The organism is Nocardia sp. NPDC058499 (assembly GCF_042719915.1).
Classification (GTDB): domain Bacteria; phylum Actinomycetota; class Actinomycetes; order Mycobacteriales; family Mycobacteriaceae; genus Nocardia.
This window is the reverse complement of sequence record NZ_JBHXMZ010000013.1, coordinates 19,610-40,161: the sequence shown is the minus strand read 5'-3', so window position 1 is coordinate 40,161 and position 20,552 is coordinate 19,610. Positions and strand designations below refer to the sequence as shown.

Genomic DNA, 20,552 nt, shown 5'->3' with positions numbered 1-20,552 from the left:
GGTTTCAGAGACCGGACCGGATGAGAGCTCCCACATGTGCGTCTTCCGATTCGGCGAGTTGCGCCGGTGATCCGGCGGCCAGGATGCGGCCGGCGTCCATGATCACCATCCGGTCGGCGAATCCGCCGGCGGTCAGCATCGGTACATCATTGCTGATGGCGAGTACGGCGGCGCCGGTGTCGGCGTAGTCGCGTAGCGATTTCCACACGTGATACGCCGTTTCACGGTCGAGGGAGGCGGCGGGACTGTCCGCGATGAGAACGGACGGCGCGGGAAGCAGGGCAGCAGCGAGTGCCGCTCGCTGGATCTGCCCGCCCGAATTCTCGTGTGGCAGCAGTTCCGCGGCGTATTCCGGGTAATGGGCCGCGGTGCACGCCTGTTGCATACTCCACGCGCGGTGGTGCAGTTCCAGCTCCCGGAGCTGTGCGCCCACGGTCTTGCCGGGATCGAACGCGGTGACACCCTCCTGCGGGATATATCCGACGGTTCCGCCACGCAGTTCCGGCCAGCCGTCATCGGGCACGGCCCGGCCGTCGATCAGGACCTCTCCTCGGCTCTGTGCCGTGCCGGGTAGCCGACCGGTGAGGGCGTACGCAACCATCGTCTTACCGGCTCCGGGTCCGCCGAGCAACGCGGTGATCCGGCCGCGCGGCACGAGCAGACCCACTGTGGTGAGTACGGTTTCGCTCCATCGGCCCGTATCGATGTGGACGGTGAAGGAACGCAGTTCGGCGGTCATGGACTGGCCTTCCGTTCTCAGGTGTTGGTCTGGGCGCGGCGCGCCAGGATGGAGGCGATACCCGCGGCAGCGGCCTGGACCGAAGGCGCGTGGGTTTCGGGGCGGAAGCGGGTGACCGGGCCGGTGACCGAGATCGCCGCCGGGGGCTCGTCGCTGCCGTCGAGGATGGGGGCGGCGACACAGGCGATGCCGATGGTCGATTCCTCGTGTTCGAAGGTGACCCCGGTTTCCACGGCCTGGGCCAGTTGGGCGCGCAGCAGGCCCGGGGCCACCACGGTGCGGGGAGTGCGGCGGACCAATGGACCGGCGAGGATACGGTCGATCGTTTCGGGCCCGGAATGGGCGAGCAGTGATTTACCGATCGCGGTGCAGTACAGCGGCATCCGTCCGCCGATGCGGGAGGGGGAACGGGCCTGGCGGTGTCCGCCGATCTTGCTGATGTAGACCACTTCGTCGCCGTCGCGGACCCCGAGGTGCACCGTTTCGCTGGTCCGGGTGAACAGGTCCTGCAGAAAGGGGATCGCGACCTCGAGGAGGGTGCGTTCGGTGGCCGCGCGCATACCGAGTTCGAAGAGGCCGCGGCCGAGGCGGTAGCCGTCGGGGGAGGCGCTGAGCAGACGGGCCGCGACCAGGTCGCGGCTCATCCGGTGCACGGTGGCTTTCGGCAGGCCGGTGCGCCGGGTGAGTTCGGACAGTCCGACGGCCTGATCCTCGACACCGAATGCCTCCAGGATCAGTAATGCGCGGCCCAGGACCGACCGGTCGTCGAGCTGGTGTTGCGGCATGAGGTTCCTTCTCGCATGGGTGGTCCAGTCAGTGGACCATTTTACTGTTCAGCTGCGGCGCAGCGGTGTGCACTGGTACCACCCAACGATGAGGAGAACGGAGGTAGTGGTGGCAACCACTGTCGAGGGCACCAGCGCATCGGGTGTCGACGAGTCCATCGTCGTCCGCGCCGCGCAACGCCTGATCACCGCAGCCGAGACACGTAAAACCTGTGCGCCGCTGCGCGAGGGTCTGATAAGTCCCGACGATGTCGCCACGGCCTACCGCATCCAGGAGCGCTTCAACGCCGCCCGGGTCACCGCGGACGTCACGGTGGTCGGGCGCAAAATCGGCGCCACGTCGCAGGCCGTCCAGCAACAGCTGGGTGTGGATCAGCCCGATTTCGGGGTGCTGTTCTCCGATATGGCCTACACCGACGGCGACGTGATCCCGATCGACCGGCTGCTGCAACCCAAGGCCGAGGCCGAGATCGCCTTCATCCTCGGTGCGGACCTCGACGAGGGGCCGCTCGATATCGCCCAGTGCCGGGCGGCGGTCGCCGAGGCGGTGGCCGCACTGGAGATCGTGGACAGCCGGATCACCGACTGGAACATCTCCTTCGCCGACACCGTCGCCGACAATGCCTCGAGCGGGCTCTATGTGCTCGGCACCGAGCGCCGCACCCTCGACGACGTCGAGCCCATCGACGTCACCATGAGCATGAGCATCGACGGGGAAGAAGTCTCCACCGGCAACGGCGCCGCCTGCCTCGGCGACCCGCTCAACGCCCTGTCCTGGCTCGCGCAGCAGGCTCGCACCTTCGGCGAACCGCTGCGCGCCGGCCAGGTGATCCTCTCCGGTGCGCTCGGCCCGATGCGGCCGCTGCACCCCGGCGCCACCGTCACCGCCGCCATCTCCGGCCTCGGGACGGTTTCGGCTTCCTTCACCACCGCTTCGGAGGTCTCCCAATGAGTGACAACAACAAACGCACCAAGGTCGCGATCATCGGGTCGGGCAATATCGGCACCGATCTGATGATCAAGGTCATGCGGCATTCCCGTTTCCTGGAAATGGGCGCGATGGTCGGTATCGATCCCGATTCCGACGGTTTGGCCCGCGCCGCACGCATGAAGGTCCCGACCACCCACGAGGGTGTGGAGGGCTTGATCGCGCTCCCGAATTTCGACGAGATCGAGATCGTCTTCGACGCCACATCGGCGAAGGCGCACGAGCAGAACCACGCCCGGCTCGCGCCGCTGGGTAAACGCCTGATCGACCTGACGCCCGCCGCGATCGGCCCGTTCGTGGTGCCGCCGGTGAACCTCGAGGAGCATCTCGGGGCGCAGAACGTGAACATGGTGACCTGCGGTGGCCAGGCGACGATTCCGATCGTGGCCGCGGTTTCGCGGGTCGTGCCGGTGCCCTACGCCGAGATCGTCGCCTCCATCGCCTCGAAATCCGCCGGCCCGGGGACGCGCGCCAATATCGACGAATTCACCGAGACCACCGCGCACGCCATCGAGTCCGTGGGCGGTGCGGAACGCGGTAAAGCGGTGATCATCCTGAACCCGGCCGAACCACCGCTGATCATGCGCGATACGGTGTTCTGCCTGGTCAACGCCCCCGACGAGGATTCCCACGCGCAGATCAAGGCGTCGGTGCTGAAGATGGTCGACGATGTGGCGGCCTATGTGCCGGGTTACCGCCTCAAGCAGGAAGTGCAGATCGACCCGATCCCGCAGGACCAGCCGGTGCACACCCTGCTCGCCAAGGACAACGCCCTGTTCCCGACCCACCGCGTATCGGTGTTTCTCGAGGTCGAGGGCGCGGCCCACTACCTGCCCGCCTATGCCGGCAACCTCGACATCATGACCTCGGCCGGTCTGCAGGTCGCGGAGCGGATCGCGCAGAACAGCCAGGAGACCGCATGAGCGAGTCAGGCCCGGAGGCGGTAGCGGAGCGTAACCACGCAGGGCCCTCGCTCATGCCAATAGACAAGGAGAACGCTCGATGAGCTCGACGGAATCGACCTCGGTTTTCGTTCAGGATGTGACCCTGCGCGACGGGATGCACGCCATCCGCCACCGCATCACCCCGGAGAACGTGGGCAAGATCGTGGCCGCGCTCGACGCCGCGGGTGTCGACGCCATCGAGGTCGCGCACGGTGACGGGCTGGCCGGTGGTTCGGTGAACTACGGGCCGGGTTCGCACAGCGACTGGACCTGGCTCGAGGCCGCCGCCGCCAACATCAAGAACGCCCGGCTGACCAGCCTGCTGCTGCCCGGTGTCGGCACCGCCGAAGATTTGCGGCGCGCGTGGGGTCTGGGTGTGCGGTCGGTGCGGGTCGCGACCCACTGCACCGAGGCCGATGTCGCCGCCCAGCACATCGCGACCGCCCGCGAGATCGGGATGGACGTTTCGGGCTTCCTGATGATGAGCCATATGGCCGAACCGGCCCAACTGGCCGAGCAGGCGAAACTCATGGAGAGCTACGGCGCGCACTGCGTCTACGTCACCGATTCCGGTGGCCGCCTCACCATGAACGGTGTGCGTGACCGGATCCACGCCTACCGCGATGTGCTGGATCCGAATACCGAGCTCGGTATCCACGCGCACGAGAATCTGTCGCTGTCGGTGGCCAACTCGGTGGTGGCCGTCGAAAACGGTGTCACCCGGGTCGATGCCTCGCTGGCCGGCCACGGTGCGGGCGCCGGTAACACCCCGATCGAGGCGTTCGTGGCGGTCGCCGATGTGCTCGGCTGGAAGCACGGCTGCGATGTCTTCGCTCTGCAGGACGCCGCCGACGATCTGGTCCGGCCGCTGCAGGACCGGCCGGTGCGGGTGGACCGCGAAACTCTCACCCTGGGTTACGCCGGTGTCTATTCCAGCTTCCTGCGGCATGCGGAAGCGGCGAGCGAACGCTACGGCATCGACGTGCGCACCCTGCTCATGGAAGCCGGGCGCCGGCGGCTCGTGGGCGGCCAGGAGGACATGATCGTCGATATCGCGTTGACGATGGTGGCCGAGCGGGACGGGGAGAAACAGGCCGTTTGATCCGCCGGGGTCGCCGGAGGGTGCGCGTCGTAACGCGTTCCCCCGGCGACCTTTTGCGTTCCGGGACTGTACCGGGGTTCGCCGAGCGTCTTCGGTTCCTCCGGCCACCGCTGCCGATCCGATCACCCGGGCAACGCTCTGGGGGATTCAATGGAACGATGCAGGTAGTGGCCGGCCGAGCCAGAAATGATCTGGGCGCAGACGCGTCCTGCGGGCGGGAAGCCAGGCTACGCGAAATCCATGCGCTGCCCAGCCGGAAGCGCGGCGCGTCTACGCCGCCGCGCGAAACTGGCTGGGCGCCTGGAAACCGATGACCGCGCTGGCGAGGCGGCACGAAAACTGTTCGGCGGTCGGTGGGTTGTGCCGTTGACCGAAGTGTTGGGCGGTCGTGCACCTGCAGTGGCGCGCCCGGGCCCGGAAAGAGCTTGTCAAAGTCGCCCGGGATAGTCGTCAAGGTTCTGTCAGGAACCGGAGCCGCCGGTGAGAGTGCGAAAAAGCTTGCCGGGTGGGTATTTTCGACGTGGATTTCACCGGGGCGGATGCCGGAAGCCTGATCGGTGGCGCCTTGGCCGGTGGGTTCCTCGGGCCGCCGGGCGCATTCCTCGGGGCAATGGCCGGATCCTTCGTCGGCGGAATCCTGGTCGACGACAAGGATATGGGCGATGCGGTGGAGGAAGCCGTCGTCGCCGGTATCGGCGGCGCGGGCGGAGCCTGGGGGGCGAACCTGGCCGGGAAGCTCGTCAAAGAGGGGGTGGAGAAGGGCCTCACCCGGGCCGCCGACGACGGGATCGCCGGTGCGGTCAAAGGGCATGTGGACCATAAGGCCGGGTTGGTTCTGGTGCACGGGCCCAAACGGGAGGGTGGGCTGCCGGCCGCGCTGGGCGGTGGTTTCGGCGCCTACGCGGTATCCCCGCAGTCCCCGCAGGCCGTATCGATCGACACCACCGATATCGGCAACGGTAGCTGCCCGGCGGCGATGTCGAATCTGCGGATGCCGGCCGAACTCACCGGGGCCGGTGCCGTCGGCGAAATGTATCTGGTGCTGCCCGGGTATCTCTGCTCGGTGTGGAAGAGCTTCGGCGACGGTGAGCGAACCGCCCCGCCCGCACCGGAATTACCGGAAAAGGCACACGGCACCGAGACCGCGGGCGTGCCCGACTACGCCGAGAAGGCGGAGCAGCTCAACACCGTGATGGCCGGGTTCGCCGAGCTCGACGCCAAAGCCGTGCAGCTGATCGCCAACGGTGCGGGCCGGGTCTCCGACGAAGGGCAGCTGGCGGTCGGCGCGCTCATCGATACCGTCAACGCTCGGGCCGGTGAGGCCCTGCCGCCGCATACGCCGCTGCCGGCGTATGCGCTCGATATCGTGAACGACGCCTTCGGGCAGGGCCGGGAAATCCTGGCGCAAGCGATTACCGCGAACCAGCGGGTCTCCGGCGATGTCCAGGGGCTCACCGAGCGACTCGACGCCTTGCAGCAGGAGTTCGACGAGCATATGAACGGGCATACGCCGGGAGTCCCGATGCCTCCCGGCCCGTCGGGGGTAACACCCCCGGGCGTGCCGGCGCCTCCCGGGACGCCGGGCGCCACACCGTATCCCGGGTCACCGGGAGTGACACCCCAGCACCCCGGGACCACAGGCGAGACACCGCAGAACTCCGGGACACCGGAGGACACGCCGTCCGATCAGCAAGGGACGCCCGGCTCCCCACCGTCCGGCACGTCCGCCGACGAGGAGGCCCCGGGAACCGTGCCGACGCCACCGGGCGGGTATACGACGCCCGGTATGGACGAAACCGTCGCGTCCGGCATTTCGACGACGCCGTGGACCCGGCCTCCCGAGGAGTGGCCCGGGGAGCCGGGCGCCGCCGATCCGCAGCCGCCTGAGACAGGTGCGGTCACGCTGGTGGCCGGTTCGGTGCCACCCGGCGCCCCGGTTGCGCCGTCCGCCTATCCCACTTCGATCCCCGCGGCCACGACGGGACCTGCGGCCACGACGGGTCCTGCGGCCACGACGGGTCCTGCGGCCACGACGGGTCCTGCGGCCACGACGGGACCTGCGGCCACGACGGGACCTGCGGCCACGACAGGACCGGCGACCACCTCAGGACCGGCGCCCGCGACAGGGCCCGCGCCGGCCACCGCGACCGGCGCCGTCCCTGTCACCGCAGTCCCGGGCCGTACGCCATGGACCGATCCCGCCCTCGGCCGGACCGCACCGGTTGCCGGCTATGCGCTCGCGCCGGTGAACCGCGGGCTCTCGGACCGATCTCAGCGGCCGCCCGGGATATCCGTACGTGCGGAAGAAACGCACTCCGCCGACTCCGGCTCCGATGCGTTGCCCGTGGAGGCGGCCCCGCGGGCGTGACAACCGCACCGGTTCGCGGCGCGTGGGAGGAACAGCCGCGTCCTGTGGGGCGCGCGGGTTTGTGGTGGCTGGGCCTTGGGGCGGCTGTGGCCTGTGGTTGTGGGGCGCGCGGGCTCGGGGCGGCTGCGGCCTGTGGATGTGGAGCGCGGGGGCTTGGGGCGGCTGCGGCCTGTGGGGGTGGGGGCGCCGGTTTGGGTTGGCTGGGCACGGACCTGCCGCCTCCTGTGGGGCCGGGGCGGCGGGTTTCGTGGCGGCAGGTTCTCTCGTGGGGCGGGACCTGCGCGTGATCAGCGGGGGCCGAGGAACAGCGTCTGGGTGCTGCGGCCCAGCGGGCCCTTCTCGTCGAAGAGCGCCGATTCGGCCAGCCCGATACCGTGCGGCTGGGGGTGGGTGACCGCGTCCAGGCAGACCCACTCGCCGGCCGGCTGCCGGTGCAGGGTGACCGTCAGATCGGTGTTGATGAACAGGTAGCTGTTCCAATCCAGGACGGAACTGACCCCGTTCCCGGAATCGGCGGCGGCGAGCGTGCGTTCCAGCGGGCTCGGTGTGGTGCCCGCGACGATCGGGTACTTCAGCCGGATCCAGCACATGGCCGGTCCCGGTGTCGAGAACGAGCCGGTGGTGAATCGGTATTCGATACCGGTGTGGAAACCCACCGGCTGGGGCGAGGGGAACCGCTCCGGTTCGGGGGCCTGTTCGGGACCGGGCCGCGAGCCGCTGGGCAGGAACCGGGCGGGGAGGTCCAGGTCGGGATCGGCGAGTTTGAACCGCCAGGCGTTGGCCCGCATCACCGGCCCGCGGTCGGTGGACAGGGTGGCCTCGATCAGTTCGACACTGCGACCCGGCCGTACCACCCGCGCCTCCGCGGTGAGCGGGGCCAGCGGGACCGGCCCGAGGATTTCCACCGCGACCCGCCCCACCTGGAAACCGGGCCGGGGATCGCATCGTTCGATCACATGGCCGAGGAGGGCGGATGGTGGTCCGGCGTGCTGGGCGTCGGGTGACCACGGGCCCCGGGTGAGCTCGGTGGAGACGAACCGGCGCGGGTCCGCCGGGTCGGGCAGGTAGAAGGCCTCGTTCACGTGGTTGTCCGTTCTCGCCGCTGGGTCGTACCGGTCCCGACGTTACCGAGAGCCCGTACCAGCGATTCGACCGCTCCTGCGGTGCGGAAATCGGGAAGACGAGCCGGCCGGCCCGTGGTTGCCGGGTCGTTGCCCCCGCTCCGCACGATGTGCGGACAGTGCCGGCGCCGCCACGGTCGCTTCCGCCACGCAGCAGCTGATTCGACCGCGCCGTGGAGTTCGGCGATGAGCGTCCCGAGTTCTCGTCTGCGTGTCGGGCCGGCTCGGCAGTAGGGGTCATGCCGCGGCGGCCGGGTGAACGGCGGCCGCGGCGTCGCGGCCGTCGTCCGGCAGTCGGCCGGCGAGTGGGTCTGCCTGGACGCGGTCACGCACCCGCAGCCGCACGGTATCGGGTTGGCCGAATCGGCGCTCTTCGACGAGAAAGGCCCGCTGGGAAGGAGTACGCAGAGCCCTCCCCACTGCGGCGAGGGGTGATGGCGATGCCGGTCCGTGGAGCTGGCTGGTGTGCACAGTCCGGGTGCGCCGGTTCGCTCCCGCCGCGTAGGTGCCGTGACGTCGGCCCATGGTGCCGAGCCTCAGGTAGTGAGATGGGGTACATGCTTGCATACAAGCTTGTATCTATCAGTTAGAGTCGCAGGGTGCCGACCGATTCCGACCCAGTCCAGTCCGCGACGAGCGCCGCCGATCGGGCCTACCGGCTCACCAAAGAACTGGTGCTCTCCGGCGAACTCCCGGGTGGCCACCTGTTCAGCGAAACCGAGATCGCCGGTCGCCTCGGCTTGAGCCGGACCCCGGTGCGTGAGGCCTTCGTCCGATTGCAGGCCGAGGAACTGCTGACCCTGGTGCCGAAGCGCGGCGCTATCGTGGCGCCCGTACCGCCGGGCGAGGCCGAGGATGTGCTGGACGCCCGGGAAGCGGTGGAGAGCGCCGCGGTGCGCCGGCTGCAGCGCACCCCGGAGCGGATACCGGCGGCCGTGGAACAGCTACGGGCCGCGCTCGAGGTGCAACGCGAGCGGGCGGCGGACGCGGACCTGCATGCCTTCGCGGAGGCCGACGAACGGTTTCACCGCACCCTGGTCGAAGCCGGCGGGAATGCCCTGCTGATCCGCTTCTACACCGGGCTGGCCGATCGGCAGCGGCGGATGAACGTGGCCGCGCTGGGTCCGGTGCCCGACCATATCCAGGTCGTCCTGCGTGAACACGGCGAATTGATCGAGATCATCGAATCCGGCGATGCCGCCGCCTTCACCACCGCCCTGCGGGCCCACTTGGACGGGACCCACCGGCGATGAGAAACGGCTCCATATCGGCGGCTCTGGCCGCGATCTTCGTCTGTGCGTGGGGCGGCAATCAGTTCACCCCGCTGCTGGTGATGTACCGGGACGCCGGTTACTCGGCGCTCACCGTGAACGCACTGCTCGGCGCCTATGTCCTCGGTCTGGTTCCCGGCCTGCTGCTGACGGGCACATTGTCGGGACGCTTCGGCCGCCGCCCGGTCGCGCTCGCCGGGGTGCTGGCGTCCCTGGTCGCGAGTCTGCTGCTGGCGGCCGGGACGTTCGGGGTCGGCTGGATCGCCGCCGGACGGCTGGTCACCGGGTTCGGGGTGGCGGTGGCGATGGCGGTGGGGACGACCTGGGTCACCGAACTCTGCTTCCGCAGCGGTGCCGCCCCGGGCACGGGCGCCCGCTGGGCCGCGCTCTGTCTCACTGCGGGTTTCGCGCTGGGCGCCGCGGTCGCCGGCCTGCTCGCGCAGTGGGGTCCGCTGCCCATGGTCACCCCGTATCTGGTGCACGCGCTGCTCGCACTCGCGGTACTGCCGTTCGTGGTCCGGGTGCCGGAGACGGGTACCGCGGGCGGCGCTGCTCACGGGCAGTTCGGTGGCCTGCGCCATCCGCGTTTCCGTCGGGTGATCATGCCGATGGCGCCGTGGATCTTCGGTTCGGCGGCGGTGGCGTACGCGATCATGCCGCAGCTCGTCGGTGACCGGGTCGGCCAGTGGAGCCTGTTGTATTCGACCACCCTGACCGTCGGCACACTGGTGGTGGGCACCCTGGTGCAACCGCTGGCGAAACGGCTCGACCGCACCGGCAGTGCCCGCGCGGTGATCGCGTCGATGACACTGATGCCGCTGGGCCTGTTGATCAGCATGTTCGCCGCGATCGTCCGGTCCCCGGGGCTGGCACTGACTGCCGCTGTCGCGCTGGGCTGTGCCTACGGGATCGCGCTGGTCTCCGGTCTGCTGGAACTGCAGCGGATCGCGGCGCCGCACGAACTCGCGGCCCTCACCGGCGCCTACTACGCGCTCGCCTACCTCGGTTTCCTGCTGCCGTCGCTGCTGAGCTTGCTGAACTCCGTCGCCGGCTATCCCGTGCTCCTCGGAGCTCTGGTTGTGGTGGCATTGTCGGGCACCGCGGTGATCCTGCGCCATTCCCGGGCGCATCTGCCTGCCGGGGTGCCGGCCGATGCAAACGAGAAAGAACTGGCTCCCGCTGGATGATCGCCGCGGGTTCTTTAGACGGCCGTTCCGGCGCCGGTGCTGAACTCCGGGTATCCGCGGATCGGCTCGCAGCACCGGCAGTTGCGCGCGCATCGAACAGAGCGTGAGATCGCGTTGGGTCCCCGCCTACAGCACGGTTGCTCAGATCGCTCGGGGCTCGGTGATCTGCCGGACCGAGAACCGGTAATCGGCCTGCCGCAGGAGTTCGTCCGGGTCGTCGGTGGGCGGGTAGATCCACAGTTCGTTCACCTTGCGCTTGCGGTCCTTGGCGACCGCCCCGGTCGCGACGACGCGACGATCCCACCCGTTGGTGAACACCGCGCCGTGCGAGCCCAGGTCGAGGCAGGTGACGTAGGGGGTCGCGGTGAACGGCACCGCGGGGAGTCCCAGTAGATCGGCGGCGGCATTGTGGCCGGCGAATTTACCCAGTTGCAGGGCGTGCTGGCAGCACTGCATGACCTGGTGTCCGGGTTCGGCCGCCGCATCGGCGGTATCGCCGGCCGCGTAGACGGCCGGTACACCGGTAACCGACAAATCGGCGTCGACTTCCAGGCGGCCGAGCCGATCGCGGGTTCCCGGAATTCCAGCGGTGAGACCATTGGCGCGTACCCCTGCCGTCCAGACCACGGTGTGCGTGGCGAGGTGAGTGCCGTCGGACAACGTGACCCGATCCGGTTCCACCGCTGCCACGCTCACACCGAGCCGGTGTTCCACGCCGAGGACGTCCAGGGCGTCGGCGATCTCCCGGCGCGGGCCGGGTCCGAGTTCCGGCCCGAGTGTGTCGGCCCGCTCCACCAGCACCACCCGGACCTTTTCACCTGGCGCGCCGGCCGCGGCGACGGTTGCGAGCCGGTCCACCAGTTCGGTGGCGATCTCCAGCCCGGTGAACCCCGCACCGACCACGACGGCGGTGAACCGCCCCGCGCCGGGCGGCAGATCGGGTAGCCGGTTCAGATGAGTATCCAACTCTGTCGCCGTGGGCAGCGTGTCCACGTCGAACAGTAGTTCGGCGCCGGGCAGTTCCGGGTGGACGAGTTCACTTCCCGTGGCGAGTATCAAGCGGTCGTAGCCGATTTCGGCCCTGTGTCCGTCCCTGTCGGTCGCCGTCACGGTCCGTCCGGTGGTATCGATTCCGGTCACCGTGGCGGCGATCCGGCGCACTCCGGCAGGTCCGAGGACCCGGTCCAGTGAGACTCGCATCCGTTCGGGCTCGGCCTGGTACAGGCGGGGGCGGATCACCAGATCGTCGCCGGGGGAGATCAGGGTGACCGGTAGTTCGCGGCCCGTTTCGCGTGCCAGGCGCACCGCGCCCGCCGCGCTCCACACACCGGCGAAGCCGCCACCCACCACAACAATTCCGGACACGGTCGTCTCCTGTTCGGTTCGAGGGGTCGTAAGATCTCGGGGCCGTTCGCGGCAGGCCGCGGGCCCGGGCGGTCAGGTTCCTGCGGTAGCGATCTCGCGACGGGTGCGTTCCGCGGAACCCGCCGGTGCCGCCGCGGACAGGTCGGCGATGGTCTGCGCCGCCAGTTCGCGTCGCCAGGCCAGTTCCGCGCGTCGCATGGCCACCGCGATACCGCACTGGTGCGTGAAATCGGTGGTCGCGGTGCGACCACTGTGCCCGCGCTGCCGGATCTCGGTACAGCGGAACGGGTCCGTACCGCCCTCGATGGCGGTCACCACATCGAGCAGCGTGATCTGCTCCGGGCGTCGGGCCAGGCCGAATCCGCCCCGGACACCGGGAGTCGAGGTGAGGATCCCGGCGCGGACGAGGGCCTGTAGGCGTTTCTTCAGGTATTCCACGGGCAGGTCGAACCAGGCGGCCAGTCGCGCGATCGGGACCGGCCAGTGCTCCTCGGCCCAGGTGAGGGTCACGCAACAGTGCAGGCTCCATTCGACGCCTTCGCCCATCCGCATAATAGGGATAGTAGATATCCCCTTTATCGGTGGCAAGTGCGAGGGCCGGGCCGGGGGAGTTGCCGATTCCTCGATCGGGTAAGTAGAACGTGTTATAGTTTTCCTCGGTTTGCGAGCCTCGGTGGACGGTTCCGGGTCGCGGCACCCCGCGGGGGCGCAGGCGGCTCGGGGTCGCGCCCGAGCGCCGGTCAACTTCGCGGGGCCGCTCGTGCGAGCAGGCCCGAAAGGCAGACGAATGAACACTGAACCGCACGTCGACGACACCGACCTGCTGCACCGCGAGCCCCTCTCGGTGGACCTGCTGGGTAAGGCTCTCGAACGCTATGCCGACCGCACCGCGGTCCATATCGACGACGCCACCCTCACCTACCGCGACGTGCGGGATCAGATCAGCCGGTTCGCGCAGGCGCTGGCCTCGGCCGGGCTCGGCGTGGGCTCACCGGTGGCGGTGCTGTCGGCCAACCGGCCGGAGGTCATCTTCGCTCAGGGCGCGAACAACGTGAACGGGTCGCGGGCGATGGCGCTGCATCCGATGGGTTCGCTCGACGATCACGCCTACGTCCTCGAGGACGCGGGCGTGGAAACTCTGATCTTCGACCCCGCCGGTTTCGACGAGCGCGCCGCGCAGTTGCGCGAGAAGGTCCCCGGCCTGCGGAACCTGTTCTCGTTCGGTCCTTCCGAGGCCGGCACCGACCTCATCGAGCTGGCCGCCGGTTTCACCCCCGACCGGCTGAATCCGCCCAAGGTCGATCCCAATGCGACCATGAGCCTGGCCTACACCGGCGGCACCACGGGTAAGCCCAAGGGTGTCGAGATGAGTTTCCGCGGCAGCGCCACCATGCTCCGCATCCAGATGACCGAATGGGAATGGCCGGACGAGGTCCGCTTCCTGGTCTGCACTCCGCTCAGCCATGCCGGTGCCGCGTTCTGGAACCCCACGGCGCAGCAGGGTGGCTCCATCGTGGTGCTGCCCTACTTCCATCCCACCAAGGTCCTCGAGGCGATCGAGAAGTACAAGATCACCGCGACCATGCTGGTGCCGACCATGCTGTACGCGCTGCTCGACAGCCCCGACCTGGACAAATACGATCTGTCCAGCTTGAAGACCGTGTTCTACGGCGCCTCCGCCATTTCGCCTACCCGGCTGGCCGAGGCGGTCGAGAAGTTCGGCCCGATCTTCTTCCAGTTCTACGGCCAGGCCGAGAGCCCGATGACCATTTCGGTGCTGCGCCGCGCCGACCACGACCTGAACAAACCGGAACGCCTCGCCAGCTGCGGGCGGCCGGTGCCGTGGCTCAATGTGGCGCTGCTCGACGAGAAGGGCAACGAGGTACCCCAGGGCGAACCGGGCGAGGTGTGCGTCCGCGGCCCGCTGGTGATGAACGGTTACCTCAACAAGCCCGAACAGACCGCCGAGGCAACAGAATTCGGCTGGCTGCACACCGGCGATATCGCCCGCCAGGACGAAGAGGGCTTCCTCTACATCGTCGACCGCAAGAAGGACATGATCGTCTCCGGCGGGTTCAACGTCTACCCGCGTGAGGTCGAGGACGTCCTGTCGGCTCATCCCGCGGTGAGCGCGGCCGCGGTGATCGGTGTGCCCGACGAGAAATGGGGCGAAGCCGTCAAGGCGGTGGTGGTGCTCCGCAACGGGCAGTCGGTGGAGGTCGAGGAGCTACAGGCTCTGGTGAAGGACCGTAAGGGCACGGTCTACACGCCCAAGACGGTCGATTTCGCCGACAGCATCCCGCTCAGCCCGCTCGGCAAACCGGATAAGAAGGCGCTGCGCGCCCAGTACTGGGGCGAAGGCCGGCAGGTCAACTGACTCCGGTCTCGAAAGCAGAGGAGCACCATGGGCAAGCTCACCGGCCAGGTCGCGTTCATCACCGGTGCTGCACGCGGCCAGGGACGCGCGCATGCCGTGAAGATGGCGTCGGAGGGCGCCGATATCATCGCCGTCGACCGCTGCGCCCCGGTCGCGACCGCGGGATACGAGATGGCGACGGAGGCCGATCTCGCCGAGACCGCGAAACTGGTCGAAGCCGAGGGGCGCAGCATCGTCACGGCGGTCGCCGACACCCGCGATCTGGAGCCGCTGCAGCAGGCCGTGGACGCCGGCGTCGAACGTTTCGGCCGGCTGGATATCGTTGTCGCCAACGCGGGTATCGCCGCATCGCCGAAGGCGTCCTGGGAACTCACGCCGGACGAGTTCCGCGAGATGATGGACATCAATGCCACCGGCGTCTGGCAGACGACCAAAGTCGCTGTGCCGCACATCATCTCCGGTAACCGTGGCGGATCGATCGTATTGATCAGTTCGATGGCGGGGCTGCGCGGGGTCCCGGGGATCGCGCACTACGTCGCCGCCAAACACGCCGTGCGCGGTCTGGCCAAATCGCTGGCCAACGAACTGGCGTGGGCGAATATCCGGGTGAACTCCGTGCACCCCGGGAACATTCGCACCACCATGATCGACAACGACCCGATGATCCGCGGTTTCCGCCCCGACCTCGAGAACCCGGTCCTCGAGGACACCGCGGACATCATGCAGAAGCTCAACCTGCTTCCGCAGCCGTGGCTCGAGGCCGAGGCGGTCGCCGACGCCGTCCTGTACCTGGTCGGCGATACCGGCCGGGGCATCACCGGAGCCGCCCTGCCCGTGGACCTCGGCACCTCCGAGAAATTCCCCGGCTTATAGGCCCCGGCCCATCCGGGCCGAATGTTGTTATCACACCGATGCCGTCCAAGCCTTGGACGGCATCGGTGTATCGGGGGATAAACTGGGTACCGCCGTTGAGCGCCGTCGACAACGACCATCGCAAGCACTGCAACGCTGGACAAGTTCCACGAAAACAGCTCGCGAGCGGGCCATCCGGGTCCGCACGATGGAACCAGTTGGGATGTGATCAACGATGACTACGACCCACTCCGACAGCAGCTCCCGCATCAGCCACCGAACCGGCCGGTCCGCGGCCGCCGTCACCGGCCTCGGCGCCGTCGCCACCGCGCTCGTCCTGGCGTCCCCCGGCGCCGGTGCGGTACCGCAGAACGTGGGCGCCGACCCGGGCCGGAGCATGGGCATCAGCACGCCCTTCGGCACCACCTGCACCTATCAGGTGCGGGCCGCGGTCAACAACACCACACAGCCGGTGACCTTCCGCGACAACAACGTCATGGTCGGATTCAACCCGCCGGTCGTCACACCGAACGGCATCGTCGCGACCACGACCTGGACCCCTCCGAACCCGGGAACGCATTTCCTCAGCGCGGAACAGGGCGGCGCCGTCGTGGTCAGCGCGCCCATCGAGGTCCGCTCCGGAATCAACGCGGGCACGGGTTGCGCGGTGCCCTGACCGAGCCGACCCGCGAGAAGCTTCCGGAGCTCAGCGGCTTCCAGGCGGCGAGGACGTGGCGAACAGCCCCGTTCTCGCCGCGGTGAATTCCAAGAACATCAGCGGTCGTAGATATCTCGGCGGTGTCCGGCGGACACAACCAAAACGATCAGTTTGCCGTCATCGACTTCATAAACGAGACGGTAATTGCCCACTCGTAACCGGAACCCGCTCCGGCCGGTGAGTGCCTTGACGTCCACACCATCGCGGCGGTAGGGGTCGTCGCCCAACAGGGTCAGGGCGACCAGCAGGCGTAACGCATCCTCCTGGGGGATCGACCGGAGTGCGCGCCGCGCAGCAGAAGTCCAGATGAACTCGTACTTCACGCGACGGGGTGGTTGTCGGAGGCAAGTACCTCGTCCATCATCTGCCCCAGGGTGATGCGCTCGGGTTCACCGCCTTCGGCGAGCGCTTCATCGGCCATGCGTCCGAGCTGTTCGTCTTCCCATTCCTCGAGTTTGGCAAGCATGAACAATGGGATGACGGCGGCTGCCGGCTCACCGCCGCGCGTTATCACTGTGACGTGCCCGTCGCTGCTCGCGGCGTTCACCACGGAAGGCAATTGTGCGCGAGCCTCGCGGATGCTCAGCTGGTCGTCCATGAGATCCAGTGTACACGCGGGCGTGTACCGCCGTCGGCGATCAGTTCAGCGGCCGGGTGGGCCGGTACGGTTGTCTTGTGACCCCGCGTCTCCGACTGCTGGCTCGCCTGCGCGGCGTGTTCGTCGGGTTGTTCTCCAGCGCCGCGAGCCTGGCAGGCCATGGGCTCGGTGGCGGTCCGGTCGATATGTCGGTGAGCATGCTGCTGTCGCTGGCCGTCGTCTCCCTGCTGCCGGTTCTGGCAGTGACAAGTCGGCAGGTGCGTGAGCGTCGTGCGGGCACGGTGGCCGTGCTACTCGTCGCGGGCCAAGCTCTCGGTCACATCATGCTGACCGTGGGACACGGCCACACCGCGGGGGCGGCATTGCTGCCGTCACCCACCATGTCGGCCGGTCATATCGTGGCTGCCCTGGCGGCCGCCGCCGTGCTGTTAAGCGCCGAGCGGACTGTGCAGGCGGCTTTCGGGTTCGTCGTCGAACGGCTGGCCGGCTGGTTGCTGCCATGGCGCACGGAGGCAAAACAGCGCCTGGGTACTGGCCGCGGCCTGCCCGCTGACCGGCGCGACTGCTCGTGGATTGCGGACAGCGTATGGCGGAACGCGGGCGCCACCCAGTACCGGTAGTTGATCTCGATCGCCGTATCTGCCCGCGCGCGCTGATAGTGCGCTGCGAGCGAGCAGGCGCATCGCGCCCCACGTTGCAGCCGTCCACTGATCTGGCTGTGACGCCTCCGCACACCCGGTGAACCGACCAAGCTCGCAGCTCACCGCGCCCGGGTCTCGCCGAGAGCCCGGGTCGATTCAAGGAATACGAGTCATGATGACTACTGTCAGAACACGCACGAAGTTCGATACGCACCAACTTCGCGCGGATCTGCGCACCGCCCGCCTCGACGCCACCATCGCCCTGCTGGTCACCCTCGTGGTGTTCGGATGGCTCTACTACCGCGTCGCCGACGGTACCTCTCCGACTATTGCCGTCATGCCCGATTTGGCAGACCCCGGAAGGTACTGGATGTACTGGATGTGCCAGGCCTTCGGTTGGACGGGCCTGCTCTGGGCGTGGATCACAGTTGTTCTCGGCTTGCTGCGCAGCAGTCGCAGCCCGAGGTGGCTACCGGTACCGCAGCACAGTATCGAAAAATGGCATCGCGCCACGAGTTTGACGACCATCGGGTTGATGTTCGTCCACGCCGCCTGGCTGTTCGCCGAATTCGTCCGCGACTACTCCGCTACCGCGGGGACCGCCGAATCAGTGTGGCGCGCATTCGTCGACACCTTCGTCCCCTCGGCCTACACCAGCGGAACGGGTAAGGTTGCCATTTTCATCGGGCTGCTAGCGCTCTACCTGGCCATACCGCTCGGCTTGGCCTTCTATTCCCGCCGCTGGTTGCGTCCCGCCATCTGGCGGGCTCTGCATGCTTCGATCATCGTCGTCTATGCGCTGAGCGTGTGGCATACACTGCTCTACGGCACCAACGTCTGGTACGACGGATGGTTCCGTACACTGGTGTGGCTTCTGCAGTTTCCCATTGCGGCGCTGGTTCTTTACCGCCTCACCAACCTGCCACCGAGCCGGCAACGAACTCGGGCGACGATTGTCCTCCGTTCTGTGGCGGCACTTATCGTCCTCGGCTTCATCGCGATTGTCTGTGCAGCCGTGGTCAGCGGGCATGACGGTGGCCGGACACCCGGTGTGGCGGGCATGGGCCTCAATGTCACCAAAGCAAACATCTGGTGGGGCCTGGTGATATTCCTGGTCGCGGTCGTTCTGTCCGTGGTCCGGGCGCGGCAGATCCGCAAGGCCACGGCTACCGGCCGGGTGGTCCCGTAAGAATTGCGGCGACGGTGCCGACCGGTTCGGTGAGCAGTTCGCCGGGGGAGAGCCGCGTTCCGCTCGGCTCGAGCATGCCGCGCAAACCCTCGACATCGCCGATCCACGGTGTGCCGTCGACGGCCGCCAGTTCACCGACCGGGCGGACGAAGGCAGTCGGCGAGGCCCGCGGCGGCCGGGCGTCCCTCGGCTTGCACGAGCAACGAAGTGCCGTGGCGACAGCGCACTCCGGCGAGGCCGGATGCCGGCAACTGCCGTCCACGACCGGATCCGAATGCATTCGTGTCCCGAAGGCGGATCACCTCGTCAACAGTAGTTCAGCGGTCGGGTGGGCCGGTGAGGATGGCGGTGACCGTATCGATGAGTTCGGCGAGGAGCTCGCCGGGGGAGAGGCGGGTGCCGCTGAGTGCGAGCATGCCCTGTAAACCTTCCGGATCGCCGAGGGTTTGGAAGGTCAGGTTCATGGCCTGGGTGAGGCGGAAGCGGAGGGTGCGCGGGGCGGTATCCGGGTCGAGCTGCTGAAGCAGGGCGTTGAAGCGGCGGGCCTGCGGGGCGAAACCTTCGGTCAGCCGGGTCAGCGCGGGGTGGTTACCGCTCATGATGCCGGCGACCAGGCGGATCCACGGTGTGCCGCCGGCGGCCGCCAGTTCGCCGACCGGGCGGACGAAGGCGTCGGCGAGGGCGCGGGCGTCTGGTGACCCGGCCCGTTCGACCGCGTCGAGCAGTTCGGCGCGGCGGGCGTGCAATTGTTCGCTGCGGCGGCTGATCAGCGCTTCGACCAGGGCATCCTTGGAGCCGAAATGGTAGTGGACCGAGGCGACGTTGGCGCCGGCCTCGGCCATTACCGAACGGAGCGAAACCGCGTCGATCCCGCGTTCGGCGAACAGCCGTTCCGCGGCGAGGATCAGGCGTTGATCTGTCGGCAGATCCGGATCCGGGGCGGTGAAGTCCGCCCCGGGATCCGGGTGCGCACGCGAGGGTGCGGCGGCCGGGCGTGCCTCCCGGCCGGTCCGCACCCGGCTTCGCGTCATGGCCGAAACTCTATGAGACCGCGCCGGGCGCGCCGTAGAGGGTCACCACACAGGCTCCGCCGAGCCCGAGGTTGTGCGCCATCCCGAGCCGCGCACCGTCGACCTGCCGGTCGCCCGCGCCGCCCCGCACCTGGGTGACCAGTTCGGTGCACTGCGCCAGCCCGGTCGCGCCGAGTGGATGCCCCTTGGAGATGAGCCCGCCCGACGGGTTCACCACCCAGCGCCCGCCGTAGGTGGTGGCGCCCGAGGCGACCAGCTCGCCCGATTCACCTTCACCGCACATACCGAGCGCCTCGTAGGTGAGCAGTTCGTTGATCGAGAAGCAGTCGTGCAGTTCCAGGACGTCGATATCGTCGATCCCGACCCCGGCTGTCTCGAGTACCCGTCGCCCGGCGATCCGGGCCATGGGCGCACCCACGACGTCGATCATCGAATCCGATTCGAACGAGGCGCCGGTATCGGTGACCAGTTCCTGGGCGAGGATCGGCACCGCCCGGTCGAGGCCGTGTTCGCGGACGTAACGTTCGCTCACCAGCACGGCGGCACCCGCACCGTCGGACATCGGGGAGCACTGCGAGCGGGTGAGCGGATCGGAGACCAGTTTGTCGCTCAGCACCTGGTCGAGGGTGTAGGCGTCCTGGAACTGGGCTTTCGGGTTGCGGGTGGAGTGTTCGTGGTTCTTCACCGCGACCTGGGCGAGCTGCTCACGCGTCGTCCCGTACCGCTTCATATGTTCGTTGGCGGCGGCGCTGAAGAACTGCGCTGTCATCGGGGCGGCACTGAAACCGGCGGCGGCTTTCAGGGCGCCCATATGCCGGTCGACGGTGGTGACCTTGGGGACCGAGCCGTCACCGGCCATCGCCTGTTTGGTCATCTGCTCGAACCCGACCGCGAGCACGATATCGGCCAGCCCGGCCTGCACCCATTCCCGGGCGAGGACCAGTGCCGTCGACCCGGTGGCGCAGTTGTTGTTGACGTTCACCATGGGGATACCGGTGAGCCCGATATCGTAGAGCGCCCGCTGACCGGCCGTGGACGGCTGGAACACGTAGCCGACGGCGGCGCGCTGCACCTGGTCGTAGTTCACTCCGGCGTCGGCGAGCGCGTGGCCCACCGCCTCGGCGACCATCTCCGGGTAGGTCCAGTCGCGGGACTGGATCTTCTCGAATTTCGTCATCCCGACACCGGCGACGTAAACCCGCTCGGCCATGATCTCTCCTCGTTTCGTGCGGTTTCGCATACCGCGGAAGCAGTTGTTGCCCGCTGGGGGCGAGGC

General features: G+C 68.3%; 22 protein-coding genes. 12 read left to right on the top strand and 10 right to left on the bottom strand.

What is annotated here, in order from left to right; all coding sequences use genetic code 11:
• Positions 1-4 precede the first annotated feature (4 nt).
• Positions 5-739: an ATP-binding cassette domain-containing protein gene (locus ACFWPH_RS29645; RefSeq protein ID WP_378755483.1), complete on the bottom strand. Its 735-nt coding sequence runs from the start codon at positions 737-739 to the stop codon at positions 5-7.
• 17 nt (positions 740-756) lie between these two features.
• Positions 757-1,524: an IclR family transcriptional regulator gene (locus ACFWPH_RS29640; protein ID WP_378755482.1), complete on the bottom strand. Its 768-nt coding sequence runs from the start codon at positions 1,522-1,524 to the stop codon at positions 757-759.
• Positions 1,525-1,633: 109 nt separating this feature from the next.
• Between ACFWPH_RS29640 and ACFWPH_RS29635 the strand changes: the two genes are divergently transcribed.
• The 4 genes from ACFWPH_RS29635 (at position 1,634) to ACFWPH_RS29620 (ending at position 6,926) form a co-directional block, all read left to right on the top strand.
• The gene (locus ACFWPH_RS29635) at positions 1,634-2,476 is read left to right on the top strand and encodes a 2-keto-4-pentenoate hydratase (protein WP_378755481.1); all 843 of its coding nucleotides are present in this window, start codon (positions 1,634-1,636) and stop codon (positions 2,474-2,476) included.
• On the top strand, positions 2,473-3,435 hold the full coding sequence (locus tag ACFWPH_RS29630; protein WP_378755480.1) for an acetaldehyde dehydrogenase (acetylating): 963 nt from the start codon (positions 2,473-2,475) through the stop codon (positions 3,433-3,435). Before ACFWPH_RS29635 ends, ACFWPH_RS29630 begins: the two co-directional genes overlap by 4 nt.
• Before the next feature lie 79 nt (positions 3,436-3,514).
• Positions 3,515-4,558: a 4-hydroxy-2-oxovalerate aldolase gene (gene dmpG, locus ACFWPH_RS29625; protein ID WP_378755478.1), complete on the top strand. Its 1,044-nt coding sequence runs from the start codon at positions 3,515-3,517 to the stop codon at positions 4,556-4,558.
• Between the two features lie 505 nt (positions 4,559-5,063).
• Positions 5,064-6,926 carry a hypothetical protein gene (locus ACFWPH_RS29620; RefSeq protein ID WP_378755477.1) on the top strand — a complete coding sequence of 621 codons (1,863 nt, stop codon included), beginning with the start codon at positions 5,064-5,066 and terminating at the stop codon, positions 6,924-6,926.
• Positions 6,927-7,213: 287 nt separating this feature from the next.
• On the opposite strand, the gene ACFWPH_RS29615 is transcribed toward ACFWPH_RS29620, so the two are convergent.
• On the bottom strand, positions 7,214-8,008 hold the full coding sequence (locus tag ACFWPH_RS29615) for a thioesterase family protein (protein ID WP_378755476.1): 795 nt from the start codon (positions 8,006-8,008) through the stop codon (positions 7,214-7,216).
• 294 nt (positions 8,009-8,302) lie between these two features.
• On the opposite strand from ACFWPH_RS29615, the gene ACFWPH_RS29610 reads away from it, so the two are divergent.
• The 3 genes from ACFWPH_RS29610 to ACFWPH_RS29600 all read left to right on the top strand — a co-directional run bounded on the left by ACFWPH_RS29610 (position 8,303) and on the right by ACFWPH_RS29600 (position 10,505).
• Positions 8,303-8,482: a hypothetical protein gene (locus tag ACFWPH_RS29610; RefSeq protein ID WP_378755475.1), complete on the top strand. Its 180-nt coding sequence runs from the start codon at positions 8,303-8,305 to the stop codon at positions 8,480-8,482.
• A gap of 164 nt (positions 8,483-8,646) precedes the next feature.
• Positions 8,647-9,300, top strand: coding sequence for a GntR family transcriptional regulator (locus ACFWPH_RS29605; RefSeq protein WP_378755474.1), 654 nt, complete (start codon positions 8,647-8,649; stop codon positions 9,298-9,300).
• The gene (locus tag ACFWPH_RS29600) at positions 9,297-10,505 is read left to right on the top strand and encodes an MFS transporter (protein ID WP_378755473.1); all 1,209 of its coding nucleotides are present in this window, start codon (positions 9,297-9,299) and stop codon (positions 10,503-10,505) included. Before ACFWPH_RS29605 ends, ACFWPH_RS29600 begins: the two co-directional genes overlap by 4 nt.
• Positions 10,506-10,646: 141 nt before the next feature.
• Here the strand turns inward: ACFWPH_RS29600 and ACFWPH_RS29595 are convergent, their stop codons facing one another.
• Both ACFWPH_RS29595 and ACFWPH_RS29590 read right to left on the bottom strand, forming a co-directional pair.
• Positions 10,647-11,870: an NAD(P)/FAD-dependent oxidoreductase gene (locus ACFWPH_RS29595; RefSeq protein ID WP_378755472.1), complete on the bottom strand. Its 1,224-nt coding sequence runs from the start codon at positions 11,868-11,870 to the stop codon at positions 10,647-10,649.
• 72 nt (positions 11,871-11,942) lie between these two features.
• On the bottom strand, positions 11,943-12,422 hold the full coding sequence (locus ACFWPH_RS29590) for an RrF2 family transcriptional regulator (RefSeq protein ID WP_378755471.1): 480 nt from the start codon (positions 12,420-12,422) through the stop codon (positions 11,943-11,945).
• Between the two features lie 235 nt (positions 12,423-12,657).
• Here ACFWPH_RS29590 and ACFWPH_RS29585 point away from each other — a divergent pair, with 235 nt between their 5' ends.
• The 3 genes from ACFWPH_RS29585 to ACFWPH_RS29575 all read left to right on the top strand — a co-directional run bounded on the left by ACFWPH_RS29585 (position 12,658) and on the right by ACFWPH_RS29575 (position 15,775).
• Positions 12,658-14,247: an AMP-binding protein gene (locus ACFWPH_RS29585; protein WP_378755470.1), complete on the top strand. Its 1,590-nt coding sequence runs from the start codon at positions 12,658-12,660 to the stop codon at positions 14,245-14,247.
• Positions 14,248-14,274: 27 nt separating this feature from the next.
• On the top strand, positions 14,275-15,120 hold the full coding sequence (locus ACFWPH_RS29580) for a mycofactocin-coupled SDR family oxidoreductase (RefSeq protein ID WP_378755468.1): 846 nt from the start codon (positions 14,275-14,277) through the stop codon (positions 15,118-15,120).
• A gap of 214 nt (positions 15,121-15,334) precedes the next feature.
• Positions 15,335-15,775: a hypothetical protein gene (locus ACFWPH_RS29575; RefSeq protein ID WP_378755467.1), complete on the top strand. Its 441-nt coding sequence runs from the start codon at positions 15,335-15,337 to the stop codon at positions 15,773-15,775.
• A 98-nt stretch (positions 15,776-15,873) separates the two neighbouring features.
• Here the strand turns inward: ACFWPH_RS29575 and ACFWPH_RS29570 are convergent, their stop codons facing one another.
• Together ACFWPH_RS29570 and ACFWPH_RS29565 are read right to left on the bottom strand one after the other, a co-directional pair.
• The gene (locus ACFWPH_RS29570) at positions 15,874-16,140 is read right to left on the bottom strand and encodes a type II toxin-antitoxin system RelE/ParE family toxin (protein WP_378755466.1); all 267 of its coding nucleotides are present in this window, start codon (positions 16,138-16,140) and stop codon (positions 15,874-15,876) included.
• Complete coding sequence (locus tag ACFWPH_RS29565) at positions 16,137-16,415, bottom strand: type II toxin-antitoxin system Phd/YefM family antitoxin (protein WP_378755465.1); 279 nt, start codon at positions 16,413-16,415, stop codon at positions 16,137-16,139. The genes ACFWPH_RS29570 and ACFWPH_RS29565 overlap by 4 nt, the downstream gene beginning before the upstream one ends.
• 77 nt (positions 16,416-16,492) lie before the next feature.
• Between ACFWPH_RS29565 and ACFWPH_RS29560 the strand changes: the two genes are divergently transcribed.
• Complete coding sequence (locus tag ACFWPH_RS29560; RefSeq protein ID WP_378755464.1) at positions 16,493-17,035, top strand: hypothetical protein; 543 nt, start codon at positions 16,493-16,495, stop codon at positions 17,033-17,035.
• A 193-nt stretch (positions 17,036-17,228) separates the two neighbouring features.
• Positions 17,229-18,245 carry a hypothetical protein gene (locus ACFWPH_RS29555; protein WP_378755463.1) on the top strand — a complete coding sequence of 339 codons (1,017 nt, stop codon included), beginning with the start codon at positions 17,229-17,231 and terminating at the stop codon, positions 18,243-18,245.
• Here ACFWPH_RS29555 and ACFWPH_RS29550 read toward each other — a convergent pair.
• From ACFWPH_RS29550 to ACFWPH_RS29540, 3 genes are read right to left on the bottom strand one after another with little or no spacing between them, the layout of a single operon-like run.
• On the bottom strand, positions 18,223-18,525 hold the full coding sequence (locus tag ACFWPH_RS29550) for a hypothetical protein (RefSeq protein ID WP_378755462.1): 303 nt from the start codon (positions 18,523-18,525) through the stop codon (positions 18,223-18,225). The two genes, ACFWPH_RS29555 and ACFWPH_RS29550, sit on opposite strands and share 23 nt — an antisense overlap.
• A 37-nt stretch (positions 18,526-18,562) precedes the next feature.
• Positions 18,563-19,276 carry a TetR/AcrR family transcriptional regulator gene (locus ACFWPH_RS29545; RefSeq protein WP_378755461.1) on the bottom strand — a complete coding sequence of 238 codons (714 nt, stop codon included), beginning with the start codon at positions 19,274-19,276 and terminating at the stop codon, positions 18,563-18,565.
• A gap of 10 nt (positions 19,277-19,286) precedes the next feature.
• Positions 19,287-20,486: a beta-ketoacyl synthase N-terminal-like domain-containing protein gene (locus ACFWPH_RS29540; protein WP_378755460.1), complete on the bottom strand. Its 1,200-nt coding sequence runs from the start codon at positions 20,484-20,486 to the stop codon at positions 19,287-19,289.
• Positions 20,487-20,552: the final 66 nt, after the last annotated feature.

What these genes read in the sequence shown, in the direction of transcription:
- ACFWPH_RS29645 (WP_378755483.1), bottom strand. Translation starts at nt 739, where the DNA reads ATGACCGCCGAACTGCGTTCCTTCACCGTCCACATCGATACGGGCCGA.
- ACFWPH_RS29640 (WP_378755482.1), bottom strand. Translation starts at nt 1,524, where the DNA reads ATGCCGCAACACCAGCTCGACGACCGGTCGGTCCTGGGCCGCGCATTA.
- ACFWPH_RS29630 (WP_378755480.1), top strand. Translation starts at nt 2,473, where the DNA reads ATGAGTGACAACAACAAACGCACCAAGGTCGCGATCATCGGGTCGGGC.
- dmpG (WP_378755478.1), top strand. Translation starts at nt 3,515, where the DNA reads ATGAGCTCGACGGAATCGACCTCGGTTTTCGTTCAGGATGTGACCCTG.
- ACFWPH_RS29600 (WP_378755473.1), top strand. Translation starts at nt 9,297, where the DNA reads ATGAGAAACGGCTCCATATCGGCGGCTCTGGCCGCGATCTTCGTCTGT.
- ACFWPH_RS29590 (WP_378755471.1), bottom strand. Translation starts at nt 12,422, where the DNA reads ATGCGGATGGGCGAAGGCGTCGAATGGAGCCTGCACTGTTGCGTGACC.
- ACFWPH_RS29585 (WP_378755470.1), top strand. Translation starts at nt 12,658, where the DNA reads ATGAACACTGAACCGCACGTCGACGACACCGACCTGCTGCACCGCGAG.
- ACFWPH_RS29580 (WP_378755468.1), top strand. Translation starts at nt 14,275, where the DNA reads ATGGGCAAGCTCACCGGCCAGGTCGCGTTCATCACCGGTGCTGCACGC.
- ACFWPH_RS29575 (WP_378755467.1), top strand. Translation starts at nt 15,335, where the DNA reads ATGACTACGACCCACTCCGACAGCAGCTCCCGCATCAGCCACCGAACC.
- ACFWPH_RS29565 (WP_378755465.1), bottom strand. Translation starts at nt 16,415, where the DNA reads ATGGACGACCAGCTGAGCATCCGCGAGGCTCGCGCACAATTGCCTTCC.
- ACFWPH_RS29555 (WP_378755463.1), top strand. Translation starts at nt 17,229, where the DNA reads ATGATGACTACTGTCAGAACACGCACGAAGTTCGATACGCACCAACTT.
- ACFWPH_RS29550 (WP_378755462.1), bottom strand. Translation starts at nt 18,525, where the DNA reads ATGCATTCGGATCCGGTCGTGGACGGCAGTTGCCGGCATCCGGCCTCG.
- ACFWPH_RS29545 (WP_378755461.1), bottom strand. Translation starts at nt 19,276, where the DNA reads ATGACGCGAAGCCGGGTGCGGACCGGCCGGGAGGCACGCCCGGCCGCC.
- ACFWPH_RS29540 (WP_378755460.1), bottom strand. Translation starts at nt 20,486, where the DNA reads ATGGCCGAGCGGGTTTACGTCGCCGGTGTCGGGATGACGAAATTCGAG.